This is a genomic window from Bacillus massilinigeriensis, from assembly GCF_900117315.1.
Taxonomy (GTDB): domain Bacteria; phylum Bacillota; class Bacilli; order Bacillales; family Cytobacillaceae; genus Bacillus_BE; species Bacillus_BE massilionigeriensis.
On record NZ_LT630337.1, the window covers coordinates 253,485 to 269,617 of the forward strand.

The following is a 16,133-nucleotide window of genomic DNA, read 5'->3' on the forward strand; positions in this document are numbered from 1 at the left end:
GATGTACACTGAATATAGAGGGGAAAAAAGGAGGGAATAAGGTTGCAGAGTATCACAGTTGTTTCCCTTTTAGACGTTATTGGAGAGCTGTTTTCCGATGAAATATCCATAGCTGTATCGAATACGAAGGAATATATATATTATCGACCTAGTAAAAGAATCGATTTAAAAATTAAGCCTGGTGATATCGTTAAGGAAGGAACGATTGCTTATAGGGCGTTATCCACGAGACAAAAGATTTCTGAATTTATTAATCGGGATGTGTTTGGTATTCCCTATCATGGGATGTCCGTCCCCTTTCTTCATGAAGGAAGGCTCGAGGGGTGTGTCACGGCCATCTTCCCAGCATTAACAGAAGGAAAATCAGTTGTTACGGTTAGAACTCCGGATGGATGGATTCCCACCCCATTTTCAAAGGTAGTTTATTTGGAGGTTAAGGAAAAAAAGACATTAATTCATACAGTAAATTGCTCGGGTACCCATAAAAATACCCTACAAGAGTTTGAATATATATTGCCTAAGGATAATTTTATCAGGTGTCATCGGTCATTTATTGTGAATGTTAATCACATTAAAGAAATCTTTCCCGATACTCATTCAACCTTTTTACTATCAATGGATAACGGTGCAAGAGTTCCAGTCAGTCAATCTTATTCCAGCTATTTTCGAAAATTACTAGGATTTTAATGATCTTTCATTAATATTTCTAATCTGTACTATAACAGTATAAACAAAAAATTCTGGCTTAGAAGGTAAAATTGCTAGTTTATCCGAAATTTCAGTAATTTACTCGAAAAATTCACTAATAGGCCCATTAAGTAGGTAAAATAGTTTATAAACTGTTATGAGTGAGGAATGGGATGATGGAGATGGTTGAGAGAAATTTTGAACGGATAAAGGACAAGCGACTTTGGGATCGAGTGGTAACTGCAGAAGAAGCTGCATCTTGGATTCAAGACGGAATGACTCTCGGTTTAAGTGGATTCACGCGTGCAGGGGATGCTAAAGCTGTTCCATTTGCTTTAGTAAAACGTGCTGAAACCGAAAACTTTAAAGTTAATGTTTTTACTGGTGCTTCTTTAGGGTCTGATGTCGATAAACTCTTTGCAGAGGCAGGTATTTTAGGGAAGAGATTACCTTTCCAAGCGGATCCTACAATGAGAAAAGGGATTAACCAAGGGGATTTTCTATTTGTAGATCAGCATTTATCCCATACAGCTGAATTACTGCGTAACAATGTCATTAACCAGGTTGATTTTGCCATTTTGGAAGCGGTGTCAATCACGGGAGAAGGATTGGTGATTCCATCAACATCAGTAGGGAACTCCTTATCTTTTGCTGATAATGCCAAATCAATCATCATTGAAATCAATTTAGCACAAACGACTGAATTAGAAGGTTTACACGATTTATATTTACCAGAGAATCAAGGGGAACGGGGACCAATCCCATTAACACAGGCATCTGATCGAATTGGATCTTTAGGGATACCAGTAGATATCAATAAGGTAAGAGGTATTGTTTTTACCAATCAAGAGGATTCACCATCCACTATTGTTGCTCCAGATGAAGAGACCGTCATTATGGCGCAGCATTTAATGGAATTTTTACGAAAAGAAATTAAAGCAGGTAGACTTACAGAAAATTTAGCACCTCTTCAATCAGGAATTGGTTCAGTTGCCAACGCCGTACTTCATGGAATGTTAGATTCAGAATTTGAAGATTTAGAGGTTTATTCTGAGGTTTTACAGGATGCGGTTTTTGATTTAATAGATGCAGGGAAGGTTAAGTTTGCATCTGGCTGTTCCATTACTCTTTCTGAATCAAGAATGAAAGAGGTATATGGTAATTTTGAAAAGTACCGGGATTTAATTGTTCTAAGACCTCAGGAAATTTCAAATCATCCAGAAATTATTCGACGTCTTGGATTGATTTCTATAAATACCGCTTTAGAGTTAGATATCTATGGAAATGTTAATTCAACACATGTGCTAGGTACAAAGATGATGAACGGAATAGGTGGATCAGGAGATTTTGCCCGGAACGCCCGGTTGGGGATCTTTGTAACTAAATCGATTGCAAAGGGTGGAAAAATTTCAAGTATTGTACCTTTTGTTTCCCATGTTGATCACACTGAGCACGATGTCGATGTGATTGTTACCGAGCAAGGTTACGCGGATTTACGCGGCTTAGCACCGAGAGAACGTGTAGAATTAATTATTGAAAACTGTGCCCATCCAATGTATCGTGAACAGCTTTGGGAATATTATCAGGAAGCATTAACTCGAGGTGGCCAAACTCCTCATGTTCTTGAAAAAGCTTTCTCCTGGCACATAAACTTTGCAAAAAATGGATCCATGCTACAAGAGTCAGAAATTAAGGCGTAGACTATAGGAATGGGAGATATTCCTTTTAAATAATAAGGATAAATCTGAGTAGGGATTGAACTGCTCAGATTTTTTTTTACATAAATAACTGACAAGAAAAAAATGTAAACAAGCCTGCCGATATCGTGTAAAATATAGGAAATACAAAGGGGGAAAAAGGATGGAAATAATTGAATTAAAGAATAGAAGAGATTTGCTCGAAGCAGCTGTTGATTTCATTTGGGAGCAATGGGGAACAGAAGGGAATTATTCTTTCTATTATAATTGTATGCTCCACTCTTTAGAAACTGAAAGTGATTTACCTCGATTTTATTTGGCTTTAAAGGATGATAAGATTATTGGCTCCTATGCAATGTTAAGAAATGATTTAATTAGCAGGCAAGACTTAACCCCGTGGTTTGCATGCTTGTACATAATACCAGAATTCAGAGGAAATGGACTGGGGAACATATTATTAGAACATGCTCGAGAAGAGGCAAGAAATAAAGGTTATGAAAATCTTTATCTTTGCACAGACCTTGATGGCTATTATGAAAAATACGGATGGGAATTTCTTGATAAAGGATATATATTTAACGGGGAACCAACAAAAATATATATAAAGTAACCAAACAGGTGCCAGGCACCATCCAAAAAATGGATGGTGCCTGGCACCTTTACATTTTTGTGAATATTCGTTTAAAGATTTTGGCATTAATGAGAATGAGTGATTTTAGTCACTAGAAAATGAATAACAAAGTGTTATTATGTGAACGCTGAAAATAAAATTAATAAAACGTAAATAATTTTCCAGTTTTTTCATCCGGTACACAGAAGGGAGCATCCACGGTGGATTTTAGAATTGGTGAGGTTCTACAGTTTGAAAATATCCAGGTTAAAGTGATCGAGGTAAAGGAAAAGTCGATTGAATTTAAAATCCTAAATTCTGAAAAAGAAGAAGGAGATTTTAGAGAAATTCCTTTATGGTATATCGAGGAGAGAAAAAATACATTGATAAGGGTAGAAGATAAAGAATTGCAGTTAACTTGATTAATAAGATGTACTAACCAACTATTTAACTGCCTGAAATTATATGATATAATTTCAATAACTTTTTATTAAGGAGTTTGTTTTATGAGGGCTGTCGTTCTTAACTAAAACGTAATTTCATACGTGCGTGTCCAAAAAAAGCATGATTAAATGCTTATTTGTTGATGTCTTTTTTTGGAAGCAAGATGTTAAGAACACAATTTGCGCCTTCCTTAATAAATGAATGAAGTTAGCACTTAAGCCTAAGTGAATTTTTAACTTCATAATATCATTAATGACTATCGCAAAAGGACTAGTGTGTTCCTTTGCGATTTTTTTATGAAAATTTTAAGAAACAGTCATTGAGAACCCTTTTATCATTGCCATGGATATTTCAACTTTCTACAAGAGAAAACCCTCATTAATTAGGCAATGGATTAGATTGTTTTCTAACATTCCTCGCACGTATGGTCATCTTTATTAAACCATTTAGGAGGAAAAAACATGAATTTACAAACCATCGAAACTCTACAATTTAATGATGTAAAAGAAGAGATCTCTTCTTATGCGATTTCTGAATTAGGCAAAGAAAAAATAAAGAATCTGATGCCATCTTCAAAGAAAAAACAAATCGAGGCATGGCTTGAAGAAATCACAGAGGCAAAAAAAGTACTGCAAATAAGTGCTAGTATTCCAATACCAAGTCTCAAAGGAATACAAATCATTCTAAAAAATATAAATAAGAGTATCACACTGCGGCCGGAGCAATTAATGGAGCTATATGAGCTCTTAGTGTGTATTAATAAATTAAAGAAGTATATGAAGGATAAAGGATACGTGGCGCCAACAATAAGTATGTATGTTTATTCCATGTTTGATCTACAGCATATCGAGGAGGAAATTATTCGATGCATTCGAAATGGTAGAGTGGATGATTATGCAAGTAAAGATTTGCTGAAAGTTAGAAAGCAAATGGCCATTCTTGAAGAACGGATGAAAGGTCGAGTAGAGCAGTTTTTGAAATCATCGAAAAATAGTAAGTTTTTTCAGGAGCAAATTGTCTCCATTCGGAATGGCCGTTATGTGGTTCCGGTAAAGAGAGAATATCGGAAAAATATTAAAGGGGTTGTGCTTGATACCTCGGCTTCCGGCTCAACCGTTTTTATCGAACCAGCTGAAATTAGTATGATACAAGATGAAATGGATATGCTGAAAATACAGGAGGAGGCAGAAGAACAGAAAATTCTCATGGTATTAACTGGACTAGTAGAGCAACATGAACAAGAAATTCAGCTTGCCCTTGATACGATGGTTCAATATGACGTGATTTTTGCAAAGGCAAAATATAGTGGAATCATTGATGGGGTATCTCCTCAAATGAATGATTATCATATGATTCGATTAATTGAAGCAAGACATCCACTACTTGGAAAAAATGCAGTCCCATTAAATTTTAAGATTGGGGAAGAATTTGATGCACTCGTCATTACAGGCCCAAATACAGGTGGAAAAACTGTGACGCTGAAAACCGTGGGGTTATTGACATTAATGGCACAGTCCGGCTTGCATATACCAGCAAAGTCTGGGAGTGAGATAGCGATATTCGATAAAATCCTCTTAGATGTTGGGGACGGACAAAGCATCGAACAATCACTTAGTACCTTTTCTTCAAGGATAAAAAATATAATCCATATCCTTGAAGAAACAACACCAAGGACACTAGTTCTTCTTGATGAACTGGGATCAGGTACAGATCCAGCAGAAGGGATGGGATTAGCAACTTCCATTTTGGAGGAGCTGTTTTCTAAAGGTGCAACCTTACTTGCAACAACCCATTATAGTGAAATTAAGGCATATGCCGATGTTCGTGATGGATTTGAAAATGGAGCAATGGAATTTGATCCAGAAACCCTCCAGCCAACCTATCGTTTAATCATCGGAAAGGGTGGAGAAAGTCAGGCTTTTGCAATTGCCTTGAAGCTGGGAATGCATCCGAAGCTTATTGAAAGGGCACATGAAATTACCTACAAGGAACATAAGAGCTATGAAGCGTCTTCCTTGTATCCGAAATCTCAAATAGAACGTCAGCTTGCCATGAATGAAAAATATAATCTTAAGCAGAAGCATGGGAAGAAAGAAGAAAAGCTCGTTGAAATTATTCCTTACAAGCGGGGTGACAATGTAAAAATTCCTTCCATGAATGAATTTGGGATTGTATCAAAGCCTGCGAATGATAAAGGTGAGGTAGAGGTTCTAGTAAAAGGGAAATTGCTATGTCTAAATCATAAGCGATTGGTTTTATATATTAAAGCAGAGGACTTATATCCAGAGGATTATGATATGGATATCATCTTTGAAACAAAAGGAAATCGGAAAATAAAAAAAGAAATGACAAAACGGCATGTGGAAGACGTCATTATCAAAAATAAGGAGAATTAGGTATACCTTATCTTAAGGGTAATTAGCTATATTCTAAAAATACTCAAAGAGAATGTTTCCATCCTAGGATTCATTCTCTTTTTAACTTTTTCGAACAGAGTCAGCAGTCAGAAAAGGGAATCGTCTTTTTATGTCGAAATATAAAGGGATAATTATAGTAAGATAATTGTTGCTATGTTGATATATTAAACGGGTTTTTCCATTTGAAGGATAAAAAAAGGAGATGCAACCATGAATGTATTTATCGTGTACGCGCACCCAGAACCAAAATCTTTTAATGGAGCATTAAAGGATCTTGCTGTATCAGAACTAACCACTTTAGGTCATCAGGTCAAAGTATCTGATTTGTATGCTATGAATTTCAAAGCAGTTGCAGATAGCGATGACTTCCATTTGCGTCAAGATAAGGATTTTTTTAAATATGCTGTAGAACAAAAAAACGCAGTACATACAAATAGCTTTTCAAAAGATATTCGAGAGGAGCAGGAAAAGCTTATCTGGGCAGATTTTGTTATTTTTCAATTTCCTCTATGGTGGTATTCAGTACCTGCTATCTTAAAGGGGTGGTTTGATCGAGTATTTGCGTCTGATTTTGCTTATAAAAATAATATGAGATATGATACCGGCTGCCTCAAAGGAAGAAAGGCGATGATATCTACTTCAACTGGTTCACCTCAACAGGTATTCACCCCTTATGGAATGGATGGCGATATTCACGAAAATATCCTATTTCACATCAATCATGGGATGCTATACTTCGTCGGGCTAGAACCTGTTGAACCATTTATTGCTTGGGCCCCTTCAAGGGATGAAGAGGGCCGAAGACGTTACTTAGAAGAGTATAAATGGCGTTTAAACCATCTACTTGAGATACCATCTATCCCATATCATCCTAATTCCCATTATGATGAGAATTATCAGTTGAAGATGGAGTATAGAAGTTAAGTAGGCTTTTTGGCTAATGGTTAATCATTCTATAAAGGTCTCCCCATTAAGCGGAGGTGGAGTTACTCATGACTGTCATTGGACTTTTCTTTATTTTGGAGGAGATGGCCACTCCGGCAATGACAATGATTCCACCAACTATTTGATACCATTCAATCGTTTCATCTGTTAACAAAGGTGCTAAGATGGCAGCAAAGACAGGAAGGAGATTTAAGTAGTTTCCTGCCCTTGCTGCTCCAACCTTGGCTACACCAATATTCCACGATAAAAAGGCGATAATTGCAGCAAAAAAGCCTACATAGAACAATATACTAATTGAACTTATATTCCAGATAAATGGCTGGGTTGAAAAACCAAGCTCAAAGAGGCTGAATGGAACAAGCAAAATCAATCCAATAAAAGTAGTTATATAGAATGTTGAATAGATTGGTAGTATGTGCGCATATTTTTTCAAATAAATCGAATAGAGAGCCCAAACAAAAACCGCTAGTAATACAAGAAGATCCCCTTTATTAAAAGAAAAGGATGCCAGGTTTTCGATGGAGCCCTTTGCCATGATAAAAAGTACTCCAATGATTGAGAAAATAATTCCGAGGATTTGCGCCCCTGCAACTCTTTCTGAAAGGATAATGACAGACAAAATCGCAATAAAGATAGGGGTAATTGGGTTAATTACCGCCGCATTAATGGATGTTGTCCAATGTAATGAAAGATAGAGAAGGGTATTATAGCCGGAAATTCCTGTAATTGAAAATAGCAATAACACCCACTTATTCTGCCATAGAATTTGACGATCTCTAATAAGGCTCTTATACATAAATGGGGTCAATAGGAGAAAAGCGATGACCCAGCGCATAAGGGAAAAAGTAAAGGGAGGAAAATAATCCTTGGCAATACTTCCAACTACAAAATTCCCTCCCCAAATAACATTGGCCAAAACAAGTAGTAAATATGGATATTTTTCTTTCATGTAATAACTTCCTTTTCAATTGATGATATGAATTTGAGAGAAATATTTTAGTAATATTTTTATTATAGTATATGTTGTTTGTTGTTTTTGGAATTTTTGCAAAAATTATTTTGAAGTAAAAGATTTTTGCTACTATGGAACTAAATTTCACATTTATGTATGTTACAATTAATATGAATATACTTTATTTTCCATCGTAGATTAGGCAATAATTATTAAATAAATTTCTGAAAGGATGGTAGAGGTGAATAAAGTACTTGGTCTTGATATAGGTATTTCATCTGTAGGATGGGGAATTATTAATCAAGAAACAGGAGAAATCATCGACGCTGGGGTCAGATTATTTGAGGAGGCAACAAGAAACGCAAATGAAGATCGCCGTCATTTTCGTGGTTCTAGACGTTTAAAAAGGAGAAGATCACATCGTTTAGAGCGAGCCCGTCAATTATTTGAGGAATACGGACTACCTACTTTTGCAATAGGAGTCATAGATCCTTACAATGCTAGATATCAAGCCATCTATGGAGAGGTTACTAAAGAGGAATTAGTTGCTGCATTATATCATCTTGTTAAGAAAAGAGGGACAAGTCTTGATGCACCAGAAGATGATAATACAAGTGGTAATGAACTTTCTACAAAAGAACAATTGAATAGAAATAGAAAGCTACTGGAAAAGAAATTTATATGTGAAATCCAATTAGATCGACTTTCAAATAGGCAGGAAAAAATGAGAAATCACGAAAATCGTTTTCAAACAAAAGATTATGTTAAAGAAGCAAAAGCTATTCTAGTGAAACAAAAGCAAGTTTATCCTGAAATAACAGAAGATTTTATTAATAGATATATAAATCTAATAGAAAAAAGAAGAGAATATTATGAGGGTCCAGGATCTCCAAAGTCTCCAACTAAATATGGTTCTTATTCAATTGATAAAGAGGGCAAACTTATTTATACCTCTATGATTGATAAAATGCGAGGTAAGTGTACATATTTTCCAGAGGAACCACGGGTTGCCAAAATGTCATTTACAGCAGATTTATTTAATTTGTTAAGTGGAGATTTAAATAAATTGCAAATTAATGGGGAGTATTTAACTTATGATGACAAATATTACCTAGTTGAACAATTTATCAAAAAAGGGAAAAATCTAACTTTGTTGCAAATATTAAAATATAAAGGTGTTACAGAAGATGCTGATGTTGTTGGATATAGGAAAGACTTAAAGACGGATAAACCAACCTTTACAGAATTTAAAGGTTATAAGGAATTATTAAAAATAGTAAATGAAAATCAGCTTCCAATTGAAATGCTAGATGATGTCAATTTGCTAGATAATATTGTAGAAATCCTAACTGCTGAAAAATCGTATCAACGGCGGGAAAAGCAATTAAAAAAATTATTCTACAAATATGATGATGATACAACTAACAAAATAGTGAATGCCTTAAAAGAAAGTACGAAGTTTACAGGTTATCACTCACTTTCAAAAAAAGTCATAAATCTAGCTTTAGAAGAATTATGGTATACAAATAAAAATCAAATGCAAATTTTTGCAGAAATGGGCTTAGATCAGAAACGTTTATCGAAAATGAACCAATATCAAAAAATATTCTTCGATGATGATGCTATCTTAAGCACAGTAGCTAAACGGGCTCACAGGGAAGCAATTAAAATTGTGAATAAAGTACGTGAGCGATATGGAGAATTATCTGCAATAGTTGTAGAGACCGCAAAAGAGAAAAATAGTGAGGAAAAAAGAAAACAATATGCCAATTTCCAAAAACAAATTGGAAAACATGAAAAGGAAATGGCCAAGCTACTGGGAGTAAAGTCTTTAACTGATTTACATTTGAATAGTAAGCAACATCTCGCATTAAAACTTTGGGAATCACAAGATGGGAAATGCATTTATTCTGGAAAAAGTATCTCAATCCATGATATTGTAGCAAATCCATATTTATTTGAAATTGATCACATCCTACCGGTATCCTTGTCTTTCGATGATAGTCAAGCAAATAAAGTGCTATGCTTTCATGGAGAAAACCAAAGTAAAGGACAAAAGACACCTTTTCAGTACTTCTCTTCTGGAAAAGCATCAAGAACATTTGACCAGTATAAAGTGGAAGTATTAAATCTTTATAAAAGTAGAAAGATTTCTAGCAAGAAAAAGGACTATTTACTTGAACAAAGAGATATTGAGCATAACGAGGAGTTACAAAAGGATTTCATTAACAGAAATTTAGTGGATACACAATATGCAATGAGAACCTTTTCAATGACTCTACGTTCATTCTTCAACAGTCATGAAATTGATACGAAGGTTCTCTCCATTAGAGGTTCGTTTACAGCAGCTTTGAGAAGAAGAGCAAAATTAAATAAAGATCGGGATGAAAGCTATGCTCATCATGCAATCGATGCATTAATTGTTGCAGCTATGGGAAGAATGCCAATTTTTGAATTCCTTAAAGACTTTAACATGAATGAAGAAGGAGTAATGTTTCATAATGGAACTGGGGAAATACTTGAAGAGGATGAATTTTATAACCATAATTTTATTTACTTTTTAAGAAACTTAATGAACTATGAATCTAAAATAAAGTACTCTCATAAGGTAGATCGTAAAGTGAACCGGGCGATGTCAAACCAAACTATTTATGGAACGAGAGAAAAGGATGGGGATATTTTCTATTTGGGAAAAGTATCAAACATTTACCAATTGGACAAAAACAGCGTGCGCCCATTATTAAAAAGAATCTCCAAAAGTCCTGAAAGTTTTCTCATAGCACAGCACAATCCAGAGTTATTTGCTCTTATTCAAAAGATTACGAAGGAATATGAGAATGCAGATAATCCATTTAAAGCATATTATGAAGATCACGGTTATATTATGAAGGATGGGAAAGTACCAGTAAAAACCCTAAGATATTATGATAGAAAACTTGGGGTTCATATGAAGATTACTAATAAATATCCTGGTGCAAGAAATGATGTAGTGTTACTAAGTATAAAAGGATTGAGAATAGATATTTATAAAAATAAAGAAGGGAAGTACAAATATTTAGGAGTACCGTATCATTGGTTAAAACAAGAGGGAAATCAGTATGTATTAGATATGGATAAATATAATGAAGAAAAAAGGAAAGAATATAAACAAATAGATGATAGTTATGAGTTTCAATTTAGTTTATATAAGAATGAGCTATTTTCATATGAAAAGAATGGAGAATTATTTTTTAGAATATTTAGAGGAGATTCGATGCCTAGACAAAATAAGATAGAAATGGATTATGTATATAAGAGGAAAGCTGAACAAAAAGATGGATTTTTGGCCCCATCCACATTAAGCAATTTAGTTAAGTATAATGTCGATGTTTTAGGCAATACTTATAAAGTGGAAAAAGAAAATTTCAAAATATATTTACAATTATAGTAAAATGGGGTAAGATAAAAGTGTGATAGAGACGTCTATCGCTCTATACCGAAAACTGGGAAGACTCTACCAAAACAAGGGTTTATCCCGAACTCAAAGCCCCATTTTTATGGGGCTTTTTCTTTTTTTGTGGCTTTGTTCGGTAATACTAATAGACATTTTCCTCCAGTAAACTGAGCCTGTCAATAATTTTTTAAGGAGCGAGTAGAAGGTGAGCTGGAGAATAGTGTATGTCGCGGAAGCGGAAGAAATGAAATTATATTTAGATAATTTGAAGGTTATTAAAGGAGAGCAGGAAATCTTAATCCCATTATCAGATATTCATACTATTATAGTTGATAATAGCAAAACTAATGTAACAGGAAGATTAATGAATAAAATAACTGAATATCATATTCTCCTTATCTTTTGTGATGAAAATCATTTGCCAAACGTGTTTTCACTTGGCTTATATAGTCACTACCGGGTTTATGGAGTTCTATCACAGCAGTTAAATTGGGGAGAAGAAATACGAGGTGAAATGTGGAAAAAGATTGTCCAAATTAAAATCAACAACCAACGATCCCTTCTCCAATATTTAAATAAAGACAAAAATGTTATCAGTAAGTTAAATCACTTTTCAGATACTGTTGAATTTGAAGATGAAACAAATAGGGAAGGTCTTGCAGCAAAAATATATTTTAACGAATTATTTGGTAGCAACTTCCGTCGTGAAAGAAAAGCTGTAGATACATATAATGCAGCATTAAATTATGGTTATATTGTTTTGCGTGCATGTTTTGCTAGGACAATTGTTGCATACGGGCTTCATCCAGCATATGGAATTGGACATCGGAATCAATTCAATGCATTTAATCTCGTTGATGACTGTATGGAGATATTTAGACCTGTCATTGATTTATGGGTGTATATGACTGTTGGGGAAGCAGAATATTTAGATAGGAAAATGAAACAACATTTAATTCGTCGATTAAGTGCAAAGATTAATATTGGGGATCAGAATCAAACGGTGTTAAATGCGATTGATTTATATATTCAATCCTTTATAAAGGCAATGAATCATAATAATTTAAACATGCTGGTGTATCCTCGGGATGGCATCGCCTTATAGAGTTATGAGACTAATATTATTTTTTGATCTCCCAATGAATACAAAAGAAGAACGACGAATTTACACGAAATTTAGAAAGTATTTAATTTCAAATGGCTTCATGATGCTTCAGTTTTCTGTGTATGCAAAAATATTTCCTAATCGAATAAGTCTATATCAATATATAGAGGGGCTGAAAAGAAATCTTCCTGTAAGAGGATCGATTCGAATTATGGGTGTAACCGAAAAGCAATATGAAAAAATGTTTATTTTAGTTGGTGGAAAGACAATCCAAGAGGAAACAATTACTGATGATCCAATGGTGATATTATGATAATGTGGAATATCATTAAAGAGGATGTTGAATGGGAAATTGAAGTGGGACCTATTACTATATTAAAAGGACAACATGGACTATGGTATGAGTTAATTCGAATGATTGATGATTTTTTTTCAAATAAGGGTTCAATTGTTAAAATATTTGAGGATACTCAACTTCTAAACAAAAAAGATTGGGATTGCTTATTTATTCCTTTCGATTGTCATCTACTAGTAGATAAAATAACTTCAAAATCTCCATTAAAGCCACTTCTTGAAGGAGTATGCGAAGATTTAATACTTTCCCCAGCATATAATGAATTACTTAATATTTGGGAGGAGTTAAGAGAAGAAGTTCAATTTATTAAGTCTAAGGTCGAGAAGTATGGACTAGAATTGCAATTAGAAAGTTTTGATCTTGAACAATTAAAATCATTTCTCACATTTCATACTTTGAAAAGAAATATGACACCGATTGGTTATAAAAAATTAATGCTAGATTTGTTCATTGATAAAAATATTGAAAAGAAACAATTAATAATAATTGAATTACCAGAGCTTTATAGTAATAATAGAGAATGTAAAAAGTTTTGTGTAATTGGTTATACTTACCAATTAAGGAGATGATCAATTATGCAAAACAAAACCAATGCATTAGCCAAGGAATTAGCCAAGGATTGCCGTTCGGTAGAAGATATTCAGGAAAAGTTAAAGGAACTATTCAAGGACACTATTCAACAGGTTTTTGAAGCTGAGATTGAGGAACATCTAGGTTATGCCAAACATGATAATGCGGGTGACCATAATGGTAATAGCCGCAATGGCTACAGTAAAAAAACGATTAAATCCAAGTTCGGTAAGGCTGAATTAAATATTCCAAGAGACCGAAATGGGGAATATGAACCTCAAATCATAAAGAAATATGAAACCACTTCAAATGGATTAGAGGAACAAATTATTGGTCTTTATTCTAAAGGAATGTCCACTAGAGATATTGAAGATCAGATGAAGGATATCTATGGGATTGATGTTTCGCCTACGATGGTAAGTAAGATAACCGATAAGATTATGCCTCTGATTGTAGAATGGCAATCACGTCCATTGGAACGAGTGTATCCGATTGTATTTCTGGATGCCATTCACTTTAAAGTCAGGAAAGAAAATCGCATTGTGAATAAAGCTGCCTATAGTGTTTTAGGGATCAATCTTTTAGGTCATAAAGAGATTCTTGGAATATGGATTGGAGAAAATGAGAGTGCCAGTTTCTGGTTAGGTGTTTGTAATGACCTGAAGAATAGAGGTGTTCAGGACATCTTAATCGCCTGTAAGGACAATCTTTCAGGCTTTTCAGAAGCGATTAACTCTGTCTTTCCTCAAACCAATATTCAGCTTTGTGTCATTCACCAAATTCGCAATTCTATGAAGTATGTATCGTATAAGGAACAAAAGGCTGTCATGGCAGACTTAAAGAAAGTCTATCAAGCACTTACTTTGGAAGAGGCAGAACTTGAGTTTGTCAATTTTAAAGAAAAATGGGGCAAGAAACATCCTATCATTATCAAATCTTGGGAGGCTAACTGGCTAGAACTTACTTCGTACTTTAGCTATCCAGCTGAGATTAGAAGGCTTATTTATACAACCAACACCATCGAAGGCTATCACAGACAGCTTAGAAAAGTCACTAAGACCAAAACAGCTTACCCAACAGATGATTCTCTCAAGAAGATTATCTATTTGGCTACCATGGAAATTTCCAAGAAGTGGACTATGCCTATAAGAGGATGGAAAGAATGTATATCACAATTAGCTATCATCTTTGAGGACCGTATTAACGATGAACTGACTATCTAATGGTTGGGCTAGCGCCCAAAGGTTTATCGCTTGGGTTCTCCCAAAAAGGAGGCAAAAAAGAGGAACAGAATGTCCCTCCCTTTTTGGCAGAATCCCATTAGGTGCTCGGGTTGCTCCTCAGCATTGCCCTATCCCCCTAATGAGCAAGAGCCCTGATAAAAGTATCGCCATAGCTATTGTTAAAAATTCCAATTACACAAAATAATTTATACTCCCTAATAATAATCAACTATTGGATCTGATTGGGACCATTCAGCAATGTTCACATAAAGGCGTACATTTTATTATTGTATCTCAACATACTATTGAAGGAAATTGTAACTTTCTATTCGATGAAAAAATAATAAATTCAGCAAAACTAGAACTCTTAAAGAAAAAAGTCATAAATGAATTACCATTTGTTTGCGATAAAAATATGTATAATAATGCGGAAGAGTATTTATTGCATGCTGTGGATAACTCGTATTTTAGTAAAGAATTTATTGAATTATCAATGTTATCCACAAATGAAAACGAGTCATTACTAGCTCTCCTTTTTGTTATGACGAAGAATCTAAATATTAATATTTCTCTTGATACAACAGGGGTTTCACAAAACATAATTGAATATTTAAAGTCATATTAGTTATGAAAATAACAATGTGGTATAATTTACCTGAGGTTTTGGTACCTTCTCAGTTTTCGGTATAGAGAAACAAATATTGTGTCATATTTTAAACATGCCCAGTTTTGGTACCTTCTCAGTTTTCGGTATAGAGAAACAGAAAATAATTTGCTTGCTCATCAACATAAGTTTTGGTACCTTCTCAGTTTTCGGTATAGAGAAACTTCCTCATACGTTTCGTTGCGCAGGAACGCGTTTTGGTACCTTCTCAGTTTTCGGTATAGAGAAACGTTTACGATTGAAACGTTTTGGCCCGCGAAGTTTTGGTACCTTCTCAGTTTTCGGTATAGAGAAACTAACTGAAAACCTTGTTGACCAAATGGGTAGTTTTGGTACCTTCTCAGTTTTCGGTATAGAGAAACTCGACGAGATTCAGAACGTTGACATTCACAGTTTTGGTACCTTCTCAGTTTTCGGTATAGAGAAACTTTTCGCCATGCCTACACCTCCACGCGCAGGTTTTGGTACCTTCTCAGTTTTCGGTATAGAGAAACACTATATGGCGGATACAATACGACCATATGGTTTTGGTACCTTCTCAGTTTTCGGTATAGAGAAACGTTCTGCGTTTTATGACAAATCAATAGAAGGTTTTGGTACCTTCTCAGTTTTCGGTATAGAGAAACTTTTCTTTATATTCAGATGCTTTTGCACCTGTTTTGGTACCTTCTCAGTTTTCGGTATAGAGAAACAATGTGGCTGAAATGATACCTAAAGAGTCAGTTTTGGTACCTTCTCAGTTTTCGGTATAGAGAAACAAAAGTTATTGTTTAGGTAAATGATGTTTGGTTTTGGTACCTTCTCAGTTTTCGGTATAGAGAAACTTGCAACCAGAGCTTAAAACTGCTCTTACTGTTTTGGTACCTTCTCAGTTTTCGGTATAGAGAAACCCGTCCCAGTACCATTCATTGCTTAACCTTGTTTTGGTACCTTCTCAGTTTTCGGTATAGAGAAACAAATTTTTAGACAAAGTTAGCGATATAAGGTTTTGGTACCTTCTCAGTTTTCGGTATAGAGAAACGTTTGTTCAT

13 protein-coding genes and 1 CRISPR repeat array (1 of these 14 only partly in view) are annotated in these 16,133 nt (G+C 34.6%); of the genes, 12 read left to right on the plus strand and 1 reads right to left on the minus strand.

Annotation, left to right across the window (positions count from 1 at the left end; genetic code table 11):
• The first annotated feature begins 42 nt into the window (after window positions 1-42).
• From BQ6100_RS01215 to BQ6100_RS01240, 6 genes are all read left to right on the plus strand, one after another.
• Complete coding sequence (locus tag BQ6100_RS01215) at window positions 43-687, plus strand: LytTR family DNA-binding domain-containing protein (RefSeq protein ID WP_075980016.1); 645 nt, start codon at window positions 43-45, stop codon at window positions 685-687.
• Between the two features lie 182 nt (window positions 688-869).
• The gene (locus BQ6100_RS01220) at window positions 870-2,387 is read left to right on the plus strand and encodes an acetyl-CoA hydrolase/transferase family protein (RefSeq protein WP_075983390.1); all 1,518 of its coding nucleotides are present in this window, start codon (window positions 870-872) and stop codon (window positions 2,385-2,387) included.
• Window positions 2,388-2,475: 88 nt separating this feature from the next.
• Window positions 2,476-2,994, plus strand: coding sequence for a GNAT family N-acetyltransferase (locus BQ6100_RS01225; RefSeq protein ID WP_261798586.1), 519 nt, complete (start codon window positions 2,476-2,478; stop codon window positions 2,992-2,994).
• A gap of 221 nt (window positions 2,995-3,215) precedes the next feature.
• Window positions 3,216-3,416, plus strand: a complete 201-nt coding sequence (locus BQ6100_RS01230; RefSeq protein WP_075980018.1) for a hypothetical protein — start codon at window positions 3,216-3,218, stop codon at window positions 3,414-3,416.
• A 483-nt stretch (window positions 3,417-3,899) separates the two neighbouring features.
• On the plus strand, window positions 3,900-5,834 hold the full coding sequence (locus tag BQ6100_RS01235) for an endonuclease MutS2 (protein WP_075980019.1): 1,935 nt from the start codon (window positions 3,900-3,902) through the stop codon (window positions 5,832-5,834).
• Between the two features lie 231 nt (window positions 5,835-6,065).
• Window positions 6,066-6,779 carry an NAD(P)H-dependent oxidoreductase gene (locus BQ6100_RS01240; RefSeq protein ID WP_075980020.1) on the plus strand — a complete coding sequence of 238 codons (714 nt, stop codon included), beginning with the start codon at window positions 6,066-6,068 and terminating at the stop codon, window positions 6,777-6,779.
• 46 nt (window positions 6,780-6,825) lie between these two features.
• Here BQ6100_RS01240 and BQ6100_RS01245 read toward each other — a convergent pair whose 3' ends face one another.
• Entirely contained in the window at window positions 6,826-7,749 is a 924-nt protein-coding gene (locus BQ6100_RS01245) for a DMT family transporter (protein ID WP_075980021.1), read from the minus strand.
• A 244-nt stretch (window positions 7,750-7,993) separates the two neighbouring features.
• Between BQ6100_RS01245 and cas9 the strand changes: the two genes are divergently transcribed.
• The 6 genes from cas9 (at window position 7,994) to BQ6100_RS01275 (ending at window position 15,063) form a co-directional block, all read left to right on the plus strand.
• Window positions 7,994-11,179, plus strand: a complete 3,186-nt coding sequence (gene cas9, locus BQ6100_RS01250) for a type II CRISPR RNA-guided endonuclease Cas9 (RefSeq protein ID WP_075980022.1) — start codon at window positions 7,994-7,996, stop codon at window positions 11,177-11,179.
• Window positions 11,180-11,390: 211 nt separating this feature from the next.
• Window positions 11,391-12,290, plus strand: coding sequence for a type II CRISPR-associated endonuclease Cas1 (cas1, locus tag BQ6100_RS01255; RefSeq protein WP_075980023.1), 900 nt, complete (start codon window positions 11,391-11,393; stop codon window positions 12,288-12,290).
• Window positions 12,291-12,294: 4 nt separating this feature from the next.
• Window positions 12,295-12,603 carry a CRISPR-associated endonuclease Cas2 gene (gene cas2, locus BQ6100_RS01260; RefSeq protein WP_075983391.1) on the plus strand — a complete coding sequence of 103 codons (309 nt, stop codon included), beginning with the start codon at window positions 12,295-12,297 and terminating at the stop codon, window positions 12,601-12,603.
• Between the two features lie 2 nt (window positions 12,604-12,605).
• Window positions 12,606-13,214 (plus strand): hypothetical protein, encoded by a 609-nt coding sequence (locus tag BQ6100_RS01265; RefSeq protein ID WP_075980024.1) that lies wholly within the window; start codon window positions 12,606-12,608, stop codon window positions 13,212-13,214.
• Window positions 13,215-13,220: 6 nt separating this feature from the next.
• Window positions 13,221-14,438, plus strand: a complete 1,218-nt coding sequence (locus tag BQ6100_RS01270; protein WP_075980025.1) for an IS256 family transposase — start codon at window positions 13,221-13,223, stop codon at window positions 14,436-14,438.
• Between the two features lie 232 nt (window positions 14,439-14,670).
• The gene (locus BQ6100_RS01275) at window positions 14,671-15,063 is read left to right on the plus strand and encodes a hypothetical protein (protein WP_075980026.1); all 393 of its coding nucleotides are present in this window, start codon (window positions 14,671-14,673) and stop codon (window positions 15,061-15,063) included.
• Window positions 15,064-15,098: 35 nt separating this feature from the next.
• Window positions 15,099-16,133: a CRISPR direct-repeat array (repeat unit 36 nt; unit sequence GTTTTGGTACCTTCTCAGTTTTCGGTATAGAGAAAC); it runs 1,969 nt beyond the window's last position.

Bases quoted from the DNA above. Each gene is read 5' to 3' on its own strand.
- BQ6100_RS01220 (WP_075983390.1), top strand. From the start codon at position 870: ATGGTTGAGAGAAATTTTGAACGGATAAAGGACAAGCGACTTTGGGAT.
- BQ6100_RS01235 (WP_075980019.1), top strand. From the start codon at position 3,900: ATGAATTTACAAACCATCGAAACTCTACAATTTAATGATGTAAAAGAA.
- BQ6100_RS01240 (WP_075980020.1), top strand. From the start codon at position 6,066: ATGAATGTATTTATCGTGTACGCGCACCCAGAACCAAAATCTTTTAAT.
- BQ6100_RS01245 (WP_075980021.1), bottom strand. From the start codon at position 7,749: ATGAAAGAAAAATATCCATATTTACTACTTGTTTTGGCCAATGTTATT.
- cas2 (WP_075983391.1), top strand. From the start codon at position 12,295: ATGAGACTAATATTATTTTTTGATCTCCCAATGAATACAAAAGAAGAA.
- BQ6100_RS01265 (WP_075980024.1), top strand. From the start codon at position 12,606: ATGTGGAATATCATTAAAGAGGATGTTGAATGGGAAATTGAAGTGGGA.
- BQ6100_RS01270 (WP_075980025.1), top strand. From the start codon at position 13,221: ATGCAAAACAAAACCAATGCATTAGCCAAGGAATTAGCCAAGGATTGC.